General features: G+C 60.0%; 14 protein-coding genes, 1 pseudogene and 1 other annotated feature. Of the genes and pseudogenes, 5 read left to right on the forward strand and 10 right to left on the reverse strand.

What is annotated here, in order from left to right; all coding sequences use genetic code 11:
- A partial coding sequence (locus DIE03_RS38570; protein ID WP_221623696.1) for a hypothetical protein occupies nucleotides 1-180 on the forward strand: 180 nt, incomplete at its 5' end.
- Between the two features lie 101 nt (nucleotides 181-281).
- Nucleotides 282-376: a sequence feature (AL1L pseudoknot), on the reverse strand.
- Here the strand turns inward: DIE03_RS38570 and DIE03_RS22485 are convergent.
- The 10 genes and pseudogenes from DIE03_RS22485 to DIE03_RS22535 form a co-directional block, all read right to left on the reverse strand.
- Nucleotides 305-678: pseudogene (locus DIE03_RS22485) on the reverse strand (transposase); the annotation flags it as partial. Its footprint overlaps the feature before it by 72 nt.
- 434 nt (nucleotides 679-1,112) lie before the next feature.
- Nucleotides 1,113-2,342 carry an MFS transporter gene (locus tag DIE03_RS22495; protein WP_124454162.1) on the reverse strand — a complete coding sequence of 410 codons (1,230 nt, stop codon included), beginning with the start codon at nucleotides 2,340-2,342 and terminating at the stop codon, nucleotides 1,113-1,115.
- Nucleotides 2,323-4,104 carry a carbamoyltransferase C-terminal domain-containing protein gene (locus DIE03_RS22500; protein WP_124454164.1) on the reverse strand — a complete coding sequence of 594 codons (1,782 nt, stop codon included), beginning with the start codon at nucleotides 4,102-4,104 and terminating at the stop codon, nucleotides 2,323-2,325. Before DIE03_RS22500 ends, DIE03_RS22495 begins: the two co-directional genes overlap by 20 nt.
- Nucleotides 4,105-4,111: 7 nt before the next feature.
- Complete coding sequence (locus tag DIE03_RS22505) at nucleotides 4,112-5,164, reverse strand: aldo/keto reductase (protein ID WP_124454166.1); 1,053 nt, start codon at nucleotides 5,162-5,164, stop codon at nucleotides 4,112-4,114.
- The gene (locus tag DIE03_RS22510; RefSeq protein ID WP_148092906.1) at nucleotides 5,157-6,785 is read right to left on the reverse strand and encodes an MBL fold metallo-hydrolase; all 1,629 of its coding nucleotides are present in this window, start codon (nucleotides 6,783-6,785) and stop codon (nucleotides 5,157-5,159) included. The genes DIE03_RS22505 and DIE03_RS22510 overlap by 8 nt, the downstream gene beginning before the upstream one ends.
- Entirely contained in the window at nucleotides 6,763-7,773 is a 1,011-nt protein-coding gene (locus DIE03_RS22515) for a class I SAM-dependent methyltransferase (RefSeq protein ID WP_124454170.1), read from the reverse strand. The genes DIE03_RS22510 and DIE03_RS22515 overlap by 23 nt, the downstream gene beginning before the upstream one ends.
- Before the next feature lie 20 nt (nucleotides 7,774-7,793).
- Nucleotides 7,794-10,529 (reverse strand): AMP-binding protein, encoded by a 2,736-nt coding sequence (locus DIE03_RS22520; RefSeq protein WP_124454172.1) that lies wholly within the window; start codon nucleotides 10,527-10,529, stop codon nucleotides 7,794-7,796.
- Complete coding sequence (locus tag DIE03_RS22525; RefSeq protein ID WP_124454174.1) at nucleotides 10,522-11,784, reverse strand: acetyl-CoA carboxylase biotin carboxylase subunit family protein; 1,263 nt, start codon at nucleotides 11,782-11,784, stop codon at nucleotides 10,522-10,524. Before DIE03_RS22525 ends, DIE03_RS22520 begins: the two co-directional genes overlap by 8 nt.
- A 12-nt stretch (nucleotides 11,785-11,796) precedes the next feature.
- Nucleotides 11,797-12,651, reverse strand: a complete 855-nt coding sequence (locus tag DIE03_RS22530) for a TauD/TfdA family dioxygenase (RefSeq protein ID WP_185658198.1) — start codon at nucleotides 12,649-12,651, stop codon at nucleotides 11,797-11,799.
- Nucleotides 12,652-13,385: 734 nt separating this feature from the next.
- Nucleotides 13,386-13,868 carry a hypothetical protein gene (locus DIE03_RS22535; protein ID WP_124454178.1) on the reverse strand — a complete coding sequence of 161 codons (483 nt, stop codon included), beginning with the start codon at nucleotides 13,866-13,868 and terminating at the stop codon, nucleotides 13,386-13,388.
- 652 nt (nucleotides 13,869-14,520) lie between these two features.
- Between DIE03_RS22535 and DIE03_RS22540 the strand changes: the two genes are divergently transcribed.
- Genes DIE03_RS22540 through DIE03_RS22555 form a run of 4 tightly spaced genes read left to right on the forward strand, consistent with a single transcriptional unit; the run spans nucleotide 14,521 to nucleotide 20,135 of the window.
- Complete coding sequence (locus DIE03_RS22540) at nucleotides 14,521-15,759, forward strand: aspartate aminotransferase family protein (RefSeq protein WP_124454180.1); 1,239 nt, start codon at nucleotides 14,521-14,523, stop codon at nucleotides 15,757-15,759.
- Between the two features lie 42 nt (nucleotides 15,760-15,801).
- The gene (locus tag DIE03_RS22545) at nucleotides 15,802-18,720 is read left to right on the forward strand and encodes an AMP-binding protein (RefSeq protein WP_124454182.1); all 2,919 of its coding nucleotides are present in this window, start codon (nucleotides 15,802-15,804) and stop codon (nucleotides 18,718-18,720) included.
- Nucleotides 18,717-19,652 (forward strand): DMT family transporter, encoded by a 936-nt coding sequence (locus DIE03_RS22550; protein ID WP_124454184.1) that lies wholly within the window; start codon nucleotides 18,717-18,719, stop codon nucleotides 19,650-19,652. Before DIE03_RS22545 ends, DIE03_RS22550 begins: the two co-directional genes overlap by 4 nt.
- Nucleotides 19,653-19,658: 6 nt before the next feature.
- Nucleotides 19,659-20,135 carry a GNAT family N-acetyltransferase gene (locus tag DIE03_RS22555; RefSeq protein WP_124454186.1) on the forward strand — a complete coding sequence of 159 codons (477 nt, stop codon included), beginning with the start codon at nucleotides 19,659-19,661 and terminating at the stop codon, nucleotides 20,133-20,135.
- Nucleotides 20,136-20,255: the final 120 nt, after the last annotated feature.

The following is a 20,255-nucleotide window of genomic DNA, read 5'->3' on the forward strand; positions in this document are numbered from 1 at the left end:
TCCGCAATTCAAGTCTGCGGACGCAATCGTGGATCGATTCGGCAGCGCTGCCTAGGTGCGGAGAATTTCGCGCTTACAATTGACCGCTGGTGTGCTGTTCAAGAAAAAGGTGATCGTGGCACGGTTGACTGGCGGAGCGTTCCATTGCGTCAGATACGGAACGCGTTGGGTTTTATCTGATCACTGGGCGTGATGCCGACGCCAAGCCAGTGTAGTGGAAAATATACGTAGGCGAGATGCTTCACATGCGCCTAAATATGCATCGAGCGGAGGCGAAGACTTCCGCGTTTCGGGGCGGACAGACGTCGCGATGTGCGTCGATGAACGCGGTCATGGCTTCGATCGGCGGTCGAGCTCCGCCTGGGCGAAATACGCCGACGCCTTGCGCAGAATCTCGTTGGCCGTGCGTAATTCACGGACCTCCCGCTCGAGTTCCTTCAGGCGTGCCAACTCGGCAGTCGCCACGCCCGGGCGCTGGTCGCTGTCGCGCTCGGCCTGGTTGACCCACTTATGCAGCGTCTCGCGCGACATCCCCATCTTCGCGGCAATCGAGCGCAGCGCCGCCCCCTGCGTGCCGTACTCGTGCTGGTGCTCAAGAACCATCCGGACTGCTCGTTCCTGCACTTCATCCGAATACCGCGTCCCGGTGGGCTTTCTTACTTTGCTTTCGTTTTCCATACTTCAAATCTCCCATCACAGCCAAGATCCGAAGTCTCCTACATTCCCGGGGCGGTTCAATCTCGCGCTCCGATACGCCCTGGGCTTTGAGCACATGGATTTGCATCCACTGTTCCTTCCGGAGCATCGCCAGCCTTTGCGCGCAAAAGGCTGACTGTACTGAAAGGTGGCTCAGATTTACTTCGCGCGAAGTGGCTCATTATTACTTTGCGCCCAACAGGCCGTCTCGCTTCTGGCCAACTACCAGTTTGCTTTGAAGAACCTGTTTTGCTGTCATTGAGGTCTGAGTGTAGGTGTCCACGCGGACACCTAGCTTCTGACCTCCTGACCTTCACGTGAAGGACGTCATTTATCGATCGCATACATACAACTCCGCCCCGCAGCGCTCCCGTCCGGTACAGGTTCGCACGGAACCGCATGCGACCGCATTCCCGTCACGACTCCGGCTTGGCGAGTCGCGGCTCCAGTTCCGGCTGATCCCTCGTGGACTCGATGCGCCAAAACCCGCCGAAGCGCAGCAGTGCCAAAACAACCGCAAACACCGTTGCCCCGGTCCCGAACATGATCCAGCGATTGGGCAACGCGGACAGGGTCGAGACGATCAACCCGCCAATCGGAAATCCGAGCAGCGAGATAACCATAACAATGGACGCCGCACTAGCGAATCCTTCTGGCGGCAAGAGGTTGTTCCGGAGGGTTCTCGACCACACGGAAAACGGTAGTGAAATGGCCATGGTCAACGCGCTGACCGCGAAGAAAAATACGCCGGACACCACTATCTGCGCCATCAGGAACATGGGGATCAGGAGCACTGACGCTCGCCCCAGCAACTTCATCCTGCCGGCAAGCGCGGGACGACTGTAAGCGAGATGAAACAAACCGGATAGCACCGCGCCCGATGTAAACAGCAACGCAACATCGCGCTTGCCGAGGCCATACTCACCGATCACGATATCCGGGATCAGCGTGATTAACACCGCCAGCACCGTGTTGATAAGGAGCATGCACAGCGCGAGGGTGACTAGCCGCTGGTTTCGGACGAGCCGGTCCGCCAGAATCCTGAACGGTACCCGTTCCCCCCGCTCTACATCGGAAGCCGCCGCTTTCGGAATCACCGCGTAGAACAGGAAGGCGAGGCACGCGAACAGCAGCGCATAGAGCAGAAAGAACTGCTGCACGCTGAACGCTGCGATGACCGAAACGCCGATCAGCGGCGCGGCAATCTGATTGACCTGCTGCGATACGGAGAAGAACGAGTAATAACTGCTGACCTGCGCATTCGGCACTCGGGACGCGACATACTTCTCGAAGCTCAGATACGCCACGATGTTCGCGGCGGAAGCCAGCGCGGCAAACAGCAGCATCAGTGCGATGTTCGGCAGCACGCCGGTTAGCAGCACCAACATCAGCGCGACGACCGCCCTGAGAATCGATGGGTGGAAAAAGCAGGCGCGGCACCCGAACCTGTCCACGAGCCAGCCCGCGATGGGCAACAACAGAATCGTCGGTAACCACTCAAGCACGACGATCATCCCCAGCATCTGCTTGCTGCCTGTCAGTTGGTACACATAAAGCGGCAGGACGAACAGTGCTAGCCGCTCCAGAAACGTCTGTAGAAGAACGACGCCCTTCAGCCCGATCAGCTTATCGATCAATTGAATCACTCCCTCTTCTGATCACGTAGTTTCCGATGTACAGCGCGTCCAGATTGGCTGTGAAGAGCGTCGCAATCGCATCTCTCGCGGTGCGAACGATGGGTTGCCCTTTGATATTGAACGACGTATTCAATACCACCGGCATCGACGTGAGCCGTTGCACCTCGTCCAGCAGCGCCCAGTATTTTTCGGATTTCTCGCGGTTGACTGTCTGCACGCGAGCGGTTCCATCGATATGCGTAATAGCGGGAAGAGACGCGACCCACTCCTTTCGAACCGGAATCGTATATAGCATATGCGGCGACTCGAAATTATCCGGCAGTTCGAAGTAGATATTCGCGCACTCGTATTTCACCGACGGCGCGAAAGGGCGAAATTCCTCGCGCTTCTTGATGCGTGCATTAACCCGCTCTTTCATGTCCGGCGCGCCCGGATTGGCCAAGATGCTGCGATTTCCCAATGCGCGCTGACCGAATTCCATGCGGCCTTGCACCCATGCAATGATGTTGTTGTCCTTGATATCGCCGGCTGCGGCCTCAAGCAAAGCCGTGTCATCCAGTTTTTGGACATCGATGCTGGATCCGAATTCGCTGATGGACGCCCTAATCTCATCTTCGTCGATTTCATGCCCCCAGTACGGCAGGTCATTGGCCAGAAAGCTGGCACGTTTCCCGTTCGATTTCTCGACATGAAGCAGCATTGCGGCGCCGACGGCAGTGCCACCATCGTCCGCCGCAGGCGGGATGAAGATCTGCTTGAACAGCCCGCTGCGCAGCAGCTTACCATTGGCCGTGCAATTCAACGCCACCCCGCCCGCAAAACAGATATTCTCGGCACCCGTTTGCTCTTTCCAATGGCGGATCACATGGAACAGCGCTTCTTCAATGCGTTGCTGTAACGCCGCCGCGAAGTCCCGATGGGCCTGCGTAATGGCCTCGCCAGCCTCGCGTGCCTTGATCACGTGTTCATCCAGCCAGCGCCGGAAGCCCCGGCCGGTCTGTCGCTCCAGTTCGTTGACGTTGCGCTCGAAAGCTCGGACCACGACAGTTCCGCCGTCGGACAGTTCGACCATGTCCTGGAAGGCGCGTCTGAACACTTCGGGATCGCCGTAAGGCGCCAGCCCCATAATCTTGTATTCGTCGGAGTTCACCCAGAAGCCCAAATGTGCCGTGATCTGAGAATACAGAATGCCCAGCGAACTGAGCGTGCCCTGTTGATGCAGCAGATTCAGCGCATGACCATGCCCCTCGTAGACCGAAATGGCGGTCATCTCGCCCAGACCGTCGGCGACAATCACTAGCGACCGTTCGAATCCGGACGGATAGAATGCCATCGCAGCATGCGCTAGATGATGATTGCAGGGTGCATACAGTGTGTCGACATTGTCGAGCGAGAAGTGCTCCCTCCAGAGATCGGCCTGAATCTTCGGTGCCAGCACCTGATCGTAGTACCGGGAATTGCGCTCACCGAGGTTGAACAGCTTCTGATAGGCCTGATAGTCGAAGCTGTGGGTGATCGCATCGAGGTCGGATGCGACGATCCCGGCCACATCCAGGCAGTACTGGATCGCGTGGCGCGGAAAGTCGGACGTAAATTTTTCGCCGGTGAATCGTTCCTCAGCTGCTGCTGCAACGATCTCCCCATCGATCATCAGACAGACCGACGAATCCATCCCCTGACACATCGCATATTCGTTTTCTGTCAGGCCGTCAAAAGCCTCGCGGCGATAACGCACGGATCCGTTTAGGCCGTTGTAACCCAGTATTTTCACGAAGACCTCAGTTGCTCAGTTGAAATTCCTGCATGTCGACTTCGGGATATCGCTCACCGAATCGAGGCTGCAGCTTGATGAGTGCGTCGAACTGCGCGAATACCGCATCCGCCGCCGCACCGAAGCGAATGTTCGACTTCAGATGTCCGGGATTTGACGTACCGATCACCGGGTGAATGTATTGCTGCCGGTTCTGGGACACCCACCTTATCCAGCCCAACGCCGCCTGATTCAACGTCATGCCGGTCGCCTTGCACGCGGTCTCCAGCTGCCCGACGGCACGCCTGACGGCTTCAAGGCTGCCGCCCTGATAGCGCGGAATCCCGCTTCGACAATCTTCCTCGCCGATGTGCTGCGTCGCGCCGGAAAGGAAGCCTCGCGAGAGCGGGCTGTACGCATAGAAACGCACACCCCTTTCGCGGCAGGCGTTAAATACACCGTCGTTCAGGGGAGTTGCCCGAAGCATCGAGAATTCGGATTGCACCGCATCCAGTCGGCAGACGCCGGCACTGAGATCCGTCAGGATGCGGTCCGCCTCCATGATCGTGCCGGCATCCACCTCGGACAGACCGATATGACGGATTTTCCCCGCGCGCTTCAAGCCGGCCAGCGCTTCGAGCGACGCCTTCAAATGCGCGCGCCCGACATCCAGCCGATGCAAGTAGAAGAGATCCAGATAGTCGGTCTGCAGCGCGTCAAGCGACGCTTCGCACGACGACACGATGTATTCGGGCGAGTTGTCGACGACCCGGCCCCAACCGCCGCTCGTTAGCCGGATGCCGCACTTGCTGGCGATGAAAACGCCTGCACGGTCAACCCGAAGCTGACGGAGATGCTGGCCCAGTAACTGCTCTGAGGTAGGACCGCTGTCCGCCGGCGCATAGCAGTCGGCGGTATCGAACTGATTAATTCCGGCGTCAAGCGCGGCCTGAACGACGAGCGCGCTGCTATCCGTGGACCGTCGGCCGTAAACCGGCGCCGACCAGTTCATGGTCCCCACGCACAGATCATGTACATCCCTGCCGGACGCGGTGGTCAAGACTCGCTGCGGTTCATGCATGAGCCATCTCCTCTAGATGCCTGGTGCCGTTCAGCACGGCGACGCGCTTGTGCATCCGGTCGCATGAGTCGACAAATATATCGATCTCATCCTGGATTTTTGTATCGCCATCTGCTTCGACAGCCATGATTGGCGCGAGCCACGGCTCTCTGCCCAACGCATACACGAAGACCATTGAGGGCCGAAATGCACTGACCAGTTCGGACGCGCGGCGCGAACACGATCCGTTTAGGCGCCGCGTTTCCGCATGCACGCGCCCAGTCTGGCGCGCCATCATCGGCCCGTACAACCAAGTGAAAGGCGCGCCTTTTGATTCCATGCCAATAAACATGATGTCGATATCGCGCTCCGCGAGCTTCGCTATCTGCTCGAGATGGCGCGTGTTATCGAAACGCGCGTCGGCTACGAACAGATATCCGCTATACGCAGTTGAAACGACGAACATCGCCTTCGAGGTGACGTTCAACTCGCCATGTTCACCCTGGAACGGAAGCGCCTGAACGGAGACCGTCTCGCCGATCGGAAACGTCTGGAAGCTCTTCAACTCCACGACGTTCTCGAATCCTATGGATCGCAGCACCATGTATGGCGAAGGGTCGAGCAGTGTCGAGCCGGCGCAGCTGGGAACGAGAATCCTCGTGACTCGGTGCCGGATGTTGAGCAGGGTTTCGATGCAGAAGTGATCGATGTGCAGATGTGTGATCAGCACCGCATCGATTTTTTCCGGCAGATCCGCGATCGTCAGCCGCGCTTCGTCCTTACGCGTCGCATAGCTGATGAACGGGTCGACCAGCACGCTTAGGCCGCCAGAGCGGACGAGAACGCAAGCGTGGCCGAAATAGTCCACTTCGTCGCGATCTGTCCGCGCCACGTCGATCCTGGACCGGAGCGGCTCGCGCGTGAACAGTGCCAGGAAGTCAGCCGTGCGCGCGTCGTCGACGCCCAGCGCTGCGCAAAGCGAGTGCACTTCGGTCTCGTCGATGCCGCGCGATCGGGAGGCAAGCAGGCGTTGCACCCCCTCGTCGTCGAAGCCTCGCTGAATCGAAAATGTGTTCGGCCCGGCGAGCCTGGGCGTACTCAGTGCGAAGTCCTTTTCATCGGGGTCGCCCTCGTAGATCAGGAACGACTGCAGCGACCGGTCGAAATACCGGCTCCGATAAAGCATCGGTTCATTGATGCTGAAATGCGCGCGGTTCCATGCGTCGTAGCTCAACTCGACGCAGGCGGCGAGGTCGTCCGGCAGCGCGGCCAGATAGTGGGTCAGCGAGGAGCCCGTTTCATCGGCCAACGTTTCGCCCAGCCGGTCGAAAGCGTCGGCCAACTGAAACAGCGGCAGCAGTTGTCCAGTCAGTTCGTCATACAGGCGCCTTGCCGACTCAACCTTATCGTGGTGAAGCGTCAGGAATGGCCCGCCCTTCAACCGTGGGTCGCTGACCGCCTTCACGTGCGTCTGCGGCGCATCGACAAACGACTTGAGTAACTTTTCCACCAGCCGCCTCAGTAGCATGGCAGCGGAGGCGGGCTGGAACAGGTACGGGGAGGCGCGGTATCGAGCTATCAGCGGCTCAACGATCACCTCGGATTTCAGATATAGCCGCTCAGGCCTGCTCACGGTGCTCACCCTCTTTCTGGATCACGTAGAATTGCACGACGGAGCCATCCTCGACTGTGGCCACGCAGGAATGTACGCGACAGCCCTCGCCAAGCAGTTCCGACCTATTAAGCAGAACCGGCGTGTGGCCGAACAGAACGGCATATCCCCCGTCCTTCAGGCAGCGCATCACCGACCGGAACAGATCCAGCGCCTTTGAACGTGACACCACTTCGGCATTCAGGAAGCGGAAGAAGATCAGATCGACAGACTTTTCCGCGGGCTTCGGATGCAACGAATCCCCCACGTGGAGTTCATCGGCCTTGCCCTCGGCAAACCTGATCATGTCGGCGCTGATGTCCTGTCCGATCGTATAGATGCCGGGATGCGCCTGCTTCAATTCGAACAGAAATTGCCCCGTCGAGCAGGCAGGGTCGTACACCACGAGATTTCGGGTGTTGAGGTTATTCAGGAAACAGGCGGACAACCGACGCAAGTAGATCTCGCCCAGCCCCAACAGGTGCGCGCGATGCTCATCGATGTGCCAGCCGTTGCCCGGAGTGTTGATCTCGACCTTGTCCGCGCCGACCAGTTGGACAAAGGGATAATGAATCTCCGCCGTCGCCGACGCCTTCAGCGAGGCGAGCACCGCCTCGATCCCGCGTTTTTCCATCTCCGTATAAAATACCTCGACGCCTTCTTGCGAGGTCTGAAAGTACTCGAGTCTGCCGAGGATCATCTCGCTAGAAATCTTTGAGCAAAAAAACCCCGGCGACCCGTGCTTCGTGACGATATCGGACAGGATCTTCGATCCAACGAACGACTGTTCGCCGGTCTTGACGATGAAAAAGCGGTGCGGCTGACCGTCCCACCGTTCGTTGGCGGAGCGAATCGCGCCTGGGTGGTAATCGCCAGCTTCGAATTTCCTGACCCGCGCCTCCCGCTCCTGATATTCGTGACGGTAGATCTCCGGAGAAACCTTGATTGCCTCGTCCCAAATGTCTACGAATTTATGCATTTTCAGTCCCGGTAACTTGACTAGACCAGTACATCTTCAAGGTAAGCGATCATCACTTCGGCCGAACGATGCGACGACTTGGCGGTCTCATAGAACCGTTTCAGCGAATCGGTCTTTGTGCGGGATCCCGGCGCGACGGGCAGATAGTCGAACGTGGCCTGGTTGTAGATGGAGCTAAATGGCGCAAGTGGACACTCGGGCCGATTGCTGAACCAGGCGCGCAAGTTCTGGCCGAACTCCTCGGGATCCGCGCTGGAAACAGGCGATGACGTGAGATTTGCTGCGTGCAGCAAGACCTCGTCGAACGACACGGTTTCGCTGGAGTTCACTTCGATGAACGAACCCCAGAGCGCCGGGTAACGCATCACTTCATCAATCATTTCGGCCACGAAACCTGCGGAAACCGCATCGATATCGCCGACCCCGACCGGGAACTGGCCCATCTCGAGGCATTGCCTGATTCGCGCGGTCATGTGATCCCGATCTGCCCGCTGCCGCGACTTTTCCCCCACGACGAGCGGCAGGCTCAGTACCTTCGTATCGAGCGCGCCGGAGGCGCCGCGCACCAGTTCCTGCGCCATCCACTTGGAAATGTCATACGCGCTTTGTGCGCGCTTCGGATCGTCCTGGGCACTGCTGGAACCCAGATAGATGAACTGGGTGCATGCCGCCAGCAGCGCGGAGTGCAGCAGGAGCGAAGTCGCTTTGACGTTCGGCGCGAACAACGTGGCAAGCGGATAGACATGGTTCACCTCGGCCGCCGCGTGGATCACGTGGGTAACAGCATGGTCGCGCAGCAGCCGGGTGCCCTGCTCGAGAGACAGGCTGTTCAGATCGACCTCCACGCATTCGCTTGCGCCCAGTTCTACGAGTTCGGCGGCCGTGCGCGGATTACGGGTGGCGGCAATTACGCGGACCCCGCCGTTGCGCGCCAGATGAGCCAGGACTTCGCGACCGATGATGCCCGTTCCGCCCGTCAGGAAAACGGTGACGGCAGGTGACCGAGGCGGGTCGAGGCGGGCGCCTAGTTCCGATGCAGCGGCCCGAATGGTGGCCAGATGCACGTCGAACTCCATGAACGCTTGCTCAAGCCCGTTCGAGGACGCTGCTAGGGGCGCACCGATCTGCGCGGACAAGCCGGCAATCGTAGGCGTATCGAGAAACTTGTCGAGATCCAACTCCTTGCCGACCCGGCCTTCAAAGGCCACCATCAGTTCCGTGATCAGCAGCGAGTCGCCACCATTTTCAAAGAAGTCCTGATGTTCCGACAAGGCTCGGCCCAGCACCTTCGCGAAAATCTCCGCCGCCATGCCAATGCCCTCCGCGACGCCGGAAGCAACAGTTGGTGTCAGGCTCCTGCGGTCGATCTTCCCTGCCGCGTTCAGAGGCATCCGCTCGTACTTCACGTAGTGTCGGGGCAACGCGTGCCTTGGCAAGCTTTCCTTCAGTACAGTACGAACGCGCGTATCCGGGAGGCTTCCTTCGTAGTGCAGGCAAAGTCCGTCGTCCTCGACGGTCAGGGTCGCCAGATCGATGCCGGTGATCTTCGTCACTAGGGCCTCGATCCCACGGAGGTGAAGTTGCTGCCCTCGTACCTTGACCTTGGCGTCGCTACGCCCCAGCAGCAGCAATTCGCCCTTCTCGTTGATTTGCCCCAGGTCTCCCGTGTTGAACACTAGTTCTCCCTGGCTGTTGCGGAAATAACCCTGTTCCGGATTCGTCGTGACGACCTGTCCGACGTAGCCCGCGCCCACGCCCAGCCCGCTGATCACCACGAGCCCGCTGCTGCCCGCGGGCAGGGCTTCGCCCGCCGGATCGGCGATGTAGGCTCGGAGACGACCAAGGGGCTCGCCCACGTTGTTGTCCGCGATGCGGCCGATCTGCTTTGTGTGTGTGCAGACCGTCGCTTCACAGGGCCCGTATGCATTGATCACGGCCACGTGATCCGGGATGCCGCTCAGGAGATTCTGCGGAATCGGCTCCCCGGCAAGCACCAGCGTCTCCAGCTTGCCGAGGGATTCGGGATCGAGCCGCACCGCGACGGACGGCGTCAGCGTCAGGTGGCTCAGGTTCCCGATATCGCGCTTCAGGCTCTGGACAAGCGCATTGTCTCGCGCGTCTAGAATGAACAACGTGCAGCCGTTGAACAGGCTCACGAAGATCTCAGAGAAGATTGCGTCGAAGCTAACGGATGATGCGAGGCCCACCACCGCGCCCGGTCGCAGCCCGAACCGAATCCCCTGCTCATGAATCAGATTCGCCAGCCCCTGCCGGGTGATTCTGGAAAACTTCGGTTCGCCCGTGGAACCGGAGCTTCTCGCGAGATACGCGATGTCTTGCCAGTCGGTGCAGGCAAACTGTGTGTGGGTATCGAACCGACAAGCGCTCGCGACTGAGACCGCCTCCGTTTCTCCATCGCCGGCCAGCGACACGGTCAGGAACGGCTTGAGGCGCTCGCGATCGCGCGCCAGCACCGACTCCGTCTCATGAGGGTTGGTCACGAAAAACGGCACGCGCATAGACAGGCACGCGACCGCCAAAACGACCAACTGATACGACCTCGGCAAGCACAATTCGACCACGTGCTGCGCTCCGGCGCCCCACTCCCGAAGCAGATGTTCGGCCTCCTCTTGCCACTGACGGAACAGCGCGCGGTCAACGTGGTGCTGCCGGTTCACCAGGACCGGATACTCGGGATGACAGGCAAAGATCTCGAACAGGGAGGATTCGAGGCAAGGAATCGTTTGTTCACGCATCGCCGATCACTCCGACTTCAATCGAGTACGCGCGAATGATGGATCGAGCATCCGCTTGCGCCTGTTCCGCGCTCGCATTGCACAGGATGAATTTTCCGGAGGCGGGAAACGGCATCGCCGCAACATTGAGCTTCGCACCGACACCCGGGGTGTCGTGATGCAGAACGGAATCGGGCAGCAGGCCCAGACCGTTGACTTTTTCGACCTCGCACGGCTTCGTCGTCGGCAGTGCGATATAAACATAGGTGCCGACTTTTCCCGTATCGATCGAGCGGGCGGGACCCGCATACTGGGAGGCCTGCCCTAGGTCGACCCGGATCGACTCGGCCACGATGTCGAAATCGAACACCTTCTTCAGGGTCGGAGAAACACCAGCGCCGCCGAACCGGTTGCCGATCTCCAAAAACACCAGGTCGTCATCCGGCGTGCAAAACACCTCGCCGTGAAACACGCCGCGCTCCAGTCCGAGTTCGCGAATCACGTCCAACCCCAGCGCCTGTACGCGCGCGAACAGGCTCGGATCGTCGATGGTATAGGAGACCAGATGTTGTCCCTCGTGCACAACCTCGAAGCAACCGTGGAAATACTCTGAGACGCTGAAAAACCTGAATGCGCCGTTCTCGTACAAACCATCGAAATGCAGCAGCCGGCCTTCGATGAACTCTTCAGCCTCCACTTCGCTCACGTCGTCCAGCTCGCGCAGATAGTCGACACATGACGCCGCATCCGTGAAGACGCGAATCCCCTGCGCCGCCGCCTGCGACTTTGGTTTGACGATGACCTTGGCGCTGCGCGCGAACAGCTCATCGACCTTCCCTGTGATATCCGCTTCGTCGCTGAACGCGACGAACCACGGATAGCGAATGTCCGAGTTCCGCAGCGCGGATTTCATGATGACCTTGTCGCGGAACCGCTCGGCAATGAGCGGCGTCGTGCCGGCAAGTCCATAACGTTCGCGGAGTTTCGCAGCGGGCAACGTCACGTGTTCGAACATGCCCACGATTGCAGTCGGCTTGCCGAACGCCGCCGACAGTTCATCGGCGAGCGACTCGATCTGATCCATCGCATTGTGGTACTCGTTCAGGTTGAGATTGTGCGCAACCTTCAGTTCCTTCACCGCGGCGAACTTTGTCAGTTCATCCGGATACAGCTCAAGGAGCTTGCTGTGGATGATCACCGTCACGTTGGCGTGCTCGAAGTCGATGAAGCTCTTGAACGCCGGATGAAATCCAATATGCAGAATATGCTTTTTCATCACCGTCTCTCCTCAAACCTCGACGCCGCGCAACGAAATGCGGTGCATCTTCCGCTCCTGCGGGAAATAGTCAGAGATCGCGTAGTGCTGCGTGGCCAGGTTGTCCCAAATGGCGATATCTCCTTGTTCCCACGTGTGCCGCACCTGGAACTCCGGTTTGCTTACCCAGCGGTACACCTCTTCAAGAATGGCTCGGGATTCGTCCAGGGCCATTTCATCGATATGCGTGGTGCTGACGCGATTCACGAACACCGTGGTTCGCCCGGTCTTGGGATGCGTCATGAAGATCGGATGCCGGATCGCGGGAAACCTTCTTTGCGCCTCGGCGAGCGCCGCGTGGTTATCTTTGAAAATGCCGCGATAGATCTGGGTGAAATCGTGAAAAGCCGCACGGCCTTCGCAGCGGCTTTTCAGCGCGACTGGCATGTCGTCGAATGCGCGGGTCGTGGATGCCCAGAGGGTGTCGCCGCCATACGCAGGCACCTCAACCGCCTGCAGAATCGATCCGAAAGACGGGTTGGCCAGCCAGTTTAGGTCGCTGTGCCACTCGTTCAGATTGCCCTTGTTGTTCTTGCCGTGGTAAATGCCGGTGATTTCCGGAAAGCCCTCGTACGGCTGAAAAGGGCTGATGCCGGGAACGATCGGATCCTCCGTCGAGGAAAAAGGATGAACCAGGCTCCCCCAGAACCTCTCCGAGAAGGTTCGGTACGCCTGAGGTCCGAGCACGTTGCAGCCCTTGATGAAGATGACTTCGTGTTCAAGCAGCAGATTCCGGAGTGCCGCGATTTCGCCGTCGGATGCCGCCTCCACATCAAACCCATGGATTTCCGCACCAAATCCGTCACGCCGCTTCTTCGTTGCTATCACTATGGACTCCTAATTTAATGATTGGTGTTTCTATTGTTATATCAATCAGAGAAGGTCAATCACTAGAACACTGCGCATGACGTATCGGCGGCCGCTCTTATCCACTCTGGCTCAAGAGCGCTGTCCGGCCTTGCACCAGCCGCAGCGCCCATCCCACGTCTCGCTCGATCGCGAGCAGCGTGGCGAGTCCAGGGCCACCTTCCGGCTTCGTCACTTACTGTTCATATCTAGACATATCGCCGACCACAACGTGCCAGCACTAGCGGGAAATTCTTCTCGACATGGACCCGGTCTTGCGAGAACGGGAAGAACCTAGCGCTCACACTTGCGTATTGCATGGCGTGTTGATAATTGCTCAAGAAAAGAAAATTGGTACTCGACTAGTTATTATTCTGCATGGAGACTTTTCATTAAAAATTCGTCCCGGTAGGCATAGGTGATTTAATCGGGACCTTCATGGGAAAATCACGAATGCACGATAATTCTCCCTCCCTAAAGATCTGGGGCAGGGTCAAAAAGCCATCCAAGAATTTTAAATCCACGAAATTTACATTGTAAATACGGAAATATTACAAATTCATTTTGTGATCGTTTCAGACAGAGAATGATGCTGATATTAGGCGAAAATATCCGGATCCGGCGCCATCTTAAATTGGCGCCATTAACCCCGCCTACCTAACGAGGCGATGCGTAGCAAGCAACGATTGGACGATACATTAAAAAAAACGGCAACGTCAAACTTTTTTTGATGAGATTGGTTGGCCAATCCAAACCCTGAGCTGCCATAGGATTGTCATCAAATGCACCGACCAAGGATTCCAAAGTTTCGATTTATGCAATGATGTGTTTCCTTTCTCGCTTTGCCCGAAAAGCGCCGCCAGGTACACCGTCACTGTCCCTTCGCCTCGCGACCCGCAGGCCCGGCTGCGTATGGCACCGGCATCGGGCACATGGCCTCCCGGATTGATATCGAAAACGTCAACTTTCAATTGTTTAAGTTCGTTATTTTCAACAATGAAACAATGAGTTGAATGATTGCGCCATTGTGAATTGATTGAGTGCAATCTCCATGCGTGCCTTTCATCAGGTATCAAATTCATTGTCAGAAAAATAAAAATTGACTCGATCGTTTCGAATCGATAGCATCGATCCGACTCATGAACGGACAAGCAAAAATCAGCTGCGACCGCACTTAAATTACGTGCGGCCGGTTTCATTCATGCCCGGCGACTTACGTTATACGTGCCGGTGCTAGCCGCCGATATGGGATATTTCATTTCGGGTATTTATCGAAATGCGCCAGGTCGATCCGTAACGATGTCGACGCACAACGCTTATGATCACGACACTAAGCAAACTCTGTCCCGCTTGTAGCACATGGTTTTCAGGGAGAGGGCGTTTCCTTTTCGTCGCAATTCTGCCGCGGCCGAGTTTCCAGCATCGACTCCGATTCGTCAGCTGCCGCTTCGAACAGGCATCAGTGCCACACATTGGATATTTCGCATTCCTCGGTGAGACAGCAAAAGCCGATTGTTGATCCCCGTGGCCCCGGCCGAATACGCAGATCGATGCATTCGCCTGTCAGGCGCGTGGTCATGGCGCATTCGCCATCGCGTGCACAGGAATTCGCCATTGCTCCGACATGCCGTGCTTCGTGATGCTTTCTAGCCGGGCAAACATGCGTCAACCATCAGACGAACGATCTTTTCAACGCTTCCCGTGCCGACTGGAAAAACGACGGTGCGACAGTCGAAATCAGCATGTAGCGCAACTGCGAGCCGCTTCATACGCGTGCGCCACAGCCCGTTTCGCCCTCGATTCATTGCGCTGCGACGCGGAATCGCCAACTCTACATTTCATCGATCTCTCATGTACACCGAGGCTCTTTCGATATCCGTCAAGCGCAGCAATCCCGATGCACCGTCGATCGTACGCGGTGCTGGTTGCCATCTGTTCGACGAGGCCGGGCGCAGCTATCTCGATATGTCCGGCGGCAGCGGCGCGGCCAACCTGGGCTATTCGCGGCCGGAAGTGATCGACGCGATCCAGCGCCAGGCCGAGTGCCTGATTCATACTGGCTGGAATATCGACAACCCGCAGCGCCACGAGATGATCCGCAAGCTCGCGCACCTGCTGCCGTATGAGAGTGCGTCCGTGATGGGAGGCGTGACCGGCGCCGAAGGTATCGAGATTGCCGCGAAAATAGCCCGCGCCCGAACCGGCCGCGACAAGATTCTCTATTTCGGCAACGCATTCCACGGCAAGACGCAAGGCGCGCTGTCGGTCACGTCAAATCCCGCCTTCCGCACGCACCTTGCCGCCACGCTGCGCGACAATCCGCGCTTCGCGCTGGACGATACCTACGAGGGTGGTCCGCAGGATTTCGATCGCTGGACTATGGCGTTCCGGCATCACCTGGGCGCGCTGAAGACGGGAGGTGAATTGCCGGCGGCGATCCTTGTCGAGCCGATCCAGGCCGCGGAAGGCATTCACCCGGTACCCGAACCAGTCCTCGAAGCAATCCTCGCCGCCGGCCGCGAATTCGACGTGGTCACGATCTTCGACGAGATCTACACGGGCTTCGGCCGCACCGGCACACCGTTCGCGAGCCATATCGACCTGAAGCCGGACATGATCGTGATCGGCAAAGCGCTCGGCAACGGACTGCCGGTGTCCGCCGTCGCGGGCGCGCCCGACCTCGTCGACGGACTCGGCTATGCGGAGCACTCGTCGACCTTCACGTTCAGCCCGCTGGTGTGCGCCGTGGCCTCGCGCGTGCTAGATATTTACTTGACTGAAAAGCCGTGGGAGCACGCGACGGAAATGGGCGCATACCTCACCGGCCGTCTACGCGAAGTCGCCGCCGCTGACGCCCGCGTGAGCCGGATCCGGGGGCGTGGCCTGATGCTGGCATTCGATGTCGTGGACGAAGCAGCGGCAAGCCCGGTCATCGGTCCGTTGCGCGCGAAGCTCGAACAAGCAGGCGTGATCGTCCGTACCGGTGGGCTGCGGGCATCGACCGTGAAGATTACCCCGCCGCTCGTGATTGGCAAATGTGAGGCTGATGCCTTTATCGCCATCCTGTGCGGCGCGCTGGCCACGCTCTAAGCGGCCCCTCCCTCTCTTAGCGCGCGTCGGTCGCGTCCAACGTTGAATGACGGAGTCATCGTGTTCAGGCATTTGAATTCGGCGCATCACGAAACGGATCCGGTCGTCGTCATCGACGACGCACGCCACTACCGGCGTTCCGAACTGTTGTCGATCGTCGCGCGCGTGAAAGCCGGGCTCGACGCTCGGCCCAGCGCGCGGGACGCCATCCTAGTCTACGGCTCGCATGGTTGCGCGGCGTATGCGGCTCTGATCGCCGCGCTGGCGACCTCGGCGCGCGTTGTGCTGCTGGATCAGGCCACGCCGCTCGCGCCGCTGGCTCCGGTCCTGCGCACGCTGGATGTGCGCACGGTGCTAAACGCGAGCCCACTCGCAGACGTCGAATTGGCCGGCGCGGACACGCTGAATGTCGATTCGTACTTCTCCGGTCCGTCGCCCACCGACGCGCAGCCGCTCGAACTGAGCTGCGGCGAATACGTGATCTTTACCAGCGGCACCTCGGGCGAACCGAAGGCGATCGTCCAGTCGATGGCGGCGCTCGACGCGCACATCCGAAATTACGCACTCTACCTCGGCGCGGCGCCGGGTGACCGCGTACTGCAACTGGCGTCGTGCGCGTGGGATGCGGGCCTGATGGATGTGTTCCTGTGCCTGCTGCATGGCGGCGTGCTGTGTACGATCAACCCGCGGCAGCATGACCTAGACGCGGTGCGCGACTTCATCGACGCGCACGACATCGATACGCTACACATGACCGTGCCGTACTTTCGCCGCATGTATGCGGAGCGTGCCGCAGGGCCCATGGCGCGCAAGCTCGTGATTGGCGGCGAGTTGATCTACGGCGGCGATCTCGAACGCTTCAACGCGGCCTTTCCGCACGACGCGGAACTGTTCAACGCTTACGGTCCGACTGAATGCACGGTCGCGCTGTACGCTCGGCACTGCAACGGGCCATTTGCGATGGAGCGCAACTGGCCGCTGTCGCGCGGCGTCGACGGCGTGACCGTCGCGCTGCTCGACGGAGGCCGCGTCGTGACGGAGCCGCACGCCATCGGCGAACTCGTGATCATGTCGGACTGGGTTGCCCGTCGGATGAATCCGGCATCCGGCGCGATCGAGGCGCTGACAACAGTGCACGATGGTCTTGCCACGCCGTGCTATGCGACCGGCGACCTCGCCTATCATGCCCCGCAGGGCGGTATCGTCATCACCGGGCGAAACGACTCGGTTATCAAGGTCAATGGCCAGAAAGTCAGCCTGCACGAGGTTGAAGCTGCGCTGCGCACCACGCCCGGCGTCCGGGACGTCTGCGTGTTGACCGACGACGTGCAAGGCGAAGCCGCCGTCCTCGCGGCGATCGTCCCGGCTGGGGCCGAATGGGATCCCGTCGCCGTGCGCCGCAATTTGGCCGCGCGTCTGCCGCTGCATAAGGTCCCACGGCATTTCCTATCACTGCCGGCGCTGCCGCTCAACAAGAACAACAAGGTCGATCGCACGGTGCTGCGCACGCTGTTCCGAGCCGAGCCGTCCGCCGCGCCGTCTGGTCACATCCTGCTGCGCGAAGTGGTGGCGTCGCTCGGCACAGCGTCGGCCGATGACACACTCAGTTACGTCGACAACGGCGGCGATTCGTTGCGCGCGCTGCAGGTCGTCGCCAGCCTGAAGCGTCAGGGGTACGGGCTCGATCTGTTGGCGCTGCTGTCCGACACACCGCTTCGCGCGCTGTCCCTGAGCGCCGCGCCGGCCGGCCGCAAGCGCGTATCGGCGCGACCGCTACAACGGTCCGCGATGCCGGTGAAGCGCTTCCTCGAAACGCGGGGCATCCCCGATCTCGACGCTTGGTGCCAGTCTTTCGTGCTCGAATACCGTGGTGCGGCCAGCGTCGCCGACGCCACCGCGCAGCTAAACGCCGTGCTCGAACGCCATTGCCAAAGCTGGTCCGGCTGGCATCCGGACGCACGGTACCCCGAACATGTGTCGATCGAGGATGCGGTCCGCGCGAGCGAAGCAAGGATCTCGCTCGTCGCGCGCACGCGGCTCGCGTGCGCCGTCGCCCGCGCGGAGGGTGTGCTCCACTTCATCGTGTCGTGCCACCAGTTTCACGTCGACCGCTATTCGTGGATCCTGCTGCTGTCGGAATTGGATCAGGTCGCGATCCGGGGCGTCGACGCGCTCGCCGCTTGGGACTCTCCCCGGTACGCCGAAGAATGGGAAGCGCATTATGCGCTTCGGCTCGCGTCCGAACGAGACGATGCGTTCTGGCGCGCGCTGCCGTGGGGCCGCTGCGCTTCGCGCGCACAGGCGACCATGCCGTTTCCCGCGCGCGACCAGTTCAGACGCACGGCAGTCCGCGTAGCCAGCAGTGATCTGCCCGGGTTCGATGGTGGCCTGTCAGTGCTAGGCAATGCTTTGTTGGCAAGCCTGATGATCGCGCTGGCCGAGCAAAGCGGAAACGTCACGCAGAAAATCCATGTGCTCGATCACGGACGCCATCTCGGGGGCGCAGACTTTCCCGTCGACGGGGTGTTCGGCTGGCTAACACTGATTTTCCCTGTAGTGCTGGAGATCGACCGGGCTCACCCGTCCGCCGTATTGCGCAACGTCGAGGCCTACCTCGCACGCGTCAAGCCGTTCGCGCATTCGTTCGGCAACGCGTTCTTCGGCGACCCGCAAACCGCGCGCGGCGGCCTCTATGATTGCGACGTCAGCTTCAATTTCCTCGGCGACATCGAGATCTCGTCGAGCAGCACGTGGCGCGTCAGTCCAGCTTCGATGCGGACCATGCACGGCGCGCAGAGCCATCATCTGGAGATTACCGGCTACCGCGCGGCGGGTGACCTGCATCTGAGCCTCGACCACGATCCCGCGGTGTTCGACGCAGCCGAGATCGACCGGCTCGGGCGCGCGCTTCTCGCCGCGCTGATGCAAATGGCAGCGCTCGCAGCGGCGGATGCGACATGACGGCCCACTCCGCCTCCGAAGCGCGGCCGGACACCCGCGCGACCCTGCTGCTGTTCGCGACCTGCGTAATCATCTGGTCGACGAACTGGTTCCCGATCACGATGCAGGTTCGCGAGACGCCCGTGCTAGCTTCGCTGTTCTGGCGTTTCCTGCTGGCCGCTCTCACGCTGCGCGCGTGCACGTCGGTCCTCAGCCGCGATGGTTTGCCCAGCGCGCGTGTCCCCTACAGGCTGCTCGTGGCGATCGGTGTGACGTACTTCTTCGGCGGCATTGGCCTGACCTACGTGGCGTCGAAAGATCTGACCAGCGCGTATGTCGCCTGTCTGAGTACGCTCGTCATCTTCTTCGCGATCGCAATCAAGCGGTTCGCCTACGGTACGCGCATCCTGCCCAGCAACGTGGCCGGCGCGCTGTTGTCAACCGCTGGGGTGCTTGTCTACGGCGGCGCCGGCATGGCTTCCACATCGTGGTGGGGTATCGCGGTTGCGGGGGCTGCGTTCGCGCTGATTGCGATCGGCTCGGTCTTGTCGGAACACGCGCAAAAGCGCTACGGCGCGACCTCGATCCAAATCAACACCACCGCGATCAGTTGGGCGTGCGCGCTGTATTTCCTACTGGCGCTCGCGACCGGCACTTCGCTGCGAGTGCCCGTGACCGCCATGTACCTGCTGCCGCTGCTGTATCTCGGCATCGTCTGCTCCGCGCTGGTCTTCGTGCTCTACATCGCGCTGATCGGGCGAATCGGCGCGGAGTACGCGGGCTACATCAGCTTCATCTACCCGTTCGGCGCCGGTTACCTGTCCGTGCTCGTCGGGGAGTCCAGACTTTCATACCGCGCAGTGGGCGGCGGCGTGCTCATGGTCGCGGGATGTTTGATTGCAGCCCGTTACACGCGCATCGCCTCCCTGCGCGCCGGGGCCAACAAGGGGTGACGTAACATGCTTCCGTTTGACATTCGACCGGCCACGGAATCCGACGCTGAACGGATCTTCGACACTCACCGAAATTCCGTAGTCAAGCTGTGCCCCGCGAGTTACTCGGCGGAGCAGATCCGCTGCTGGCTCGAAGGACGCAGCGCAGCGATGTATGTCAAGCCGATTCGCCAAGGCGACCTCTGGGTGGCGGACGACGGCGTCCTGCTCGGCTTCGCCGAAGTGGCAGGTGACGAACTGACCAAGCTGTTCGTGCGCGGCGACCACTCGCGTGCCGGGGTAGGCACAGCGCTACTGAACCGTGCGATCGCCGAGATCGCGGCGCGCGGCCATTCGCGCGTGTATCTCGAGGCGACCACGAATGCCTGTCCGTTCTATGTGCGACATGGCTTCACCGTGATCGGGTATGGCCACTTTTCCCACGGCGGCAGTGCCGTGCCGCTCGAAATCACACACATGGAGAAAACCGGCCCCTTCACATGACACAACGCCCGGAGCCGTCCGCCTATCGTTCCCGCGCCTTACGCCACCCGGCGCACGCTCGGCACGGGCGGCTGTCCGGCGTCGCCCCGATCCCCATGGTCCTTCCCGATTGCCGGATAT

The sequence above is a fragment of the Burkholderia sp. Bp8992 genome, assembly GCF_003853705.1.
Classification (GTDB): Bacteria; Pseudomonadota; Gammaproteobacteria; order Burkholderiales; family Burkholderiaceae; genus Burkholderia.

Coding starts and splice junctions, on each gene's coding strand:
- DIE03_RS22505 (WP_124454166.1), bottom strand. CDS start 5,164: ATGCATGAACCGCAGCGAGTCTTGACCACCGCGTCCGGCAGGGATGTA.
- DIE03_RS22515 (WP_124454170.1), bottom strand. CDS start 7,773: ATGCATAAATTCGTAGACATTTGGGACGAGGCAATCAAGGTTTCTCCG.
- DIE03_RS22520 (WP_124454172.1), bottom strand. CDS start 10,529: ATGCGTGAACAAACGATTCCTTGCCTCGAATCCTCCCTGTTCGAGATC.
- DIE03_RS22525 (WP_124454174.1), bottom strand. CDS start 11,784: ATGAAAAAGCATATTCTGCATATTGGATTTCATCCGGCGTTCAAGAGC.
- DIE03_RS22535 (WP_124454178.1), bottom strand. CDS start 13,868: ATGAAACCGGCCGCACGTAATTTAAGTGCGGTCGCAGCTGATTTTTGC.
- DIE03_RS22540 (WP_124454180.1), top strand. CDS start 14,521: ATGTACACCGAGGCTCTTTCGATATCCGTCAAGCGCAGCAATCCCGAT.
- DIE03_RS22550 (WP_124454184.1), top strand. CDS start 18,717: ATGACGGCCCACTCCGCCTCCGAAGCGCGGCCGGACACCCGCGCGACC.
- DIE03_RS22555 (WP_124454186.1), top strand. CDS start 19,659: ATGCTTCCGTTTGACATTCGACCGGCCACGGAATCCGACGCTGAACGG.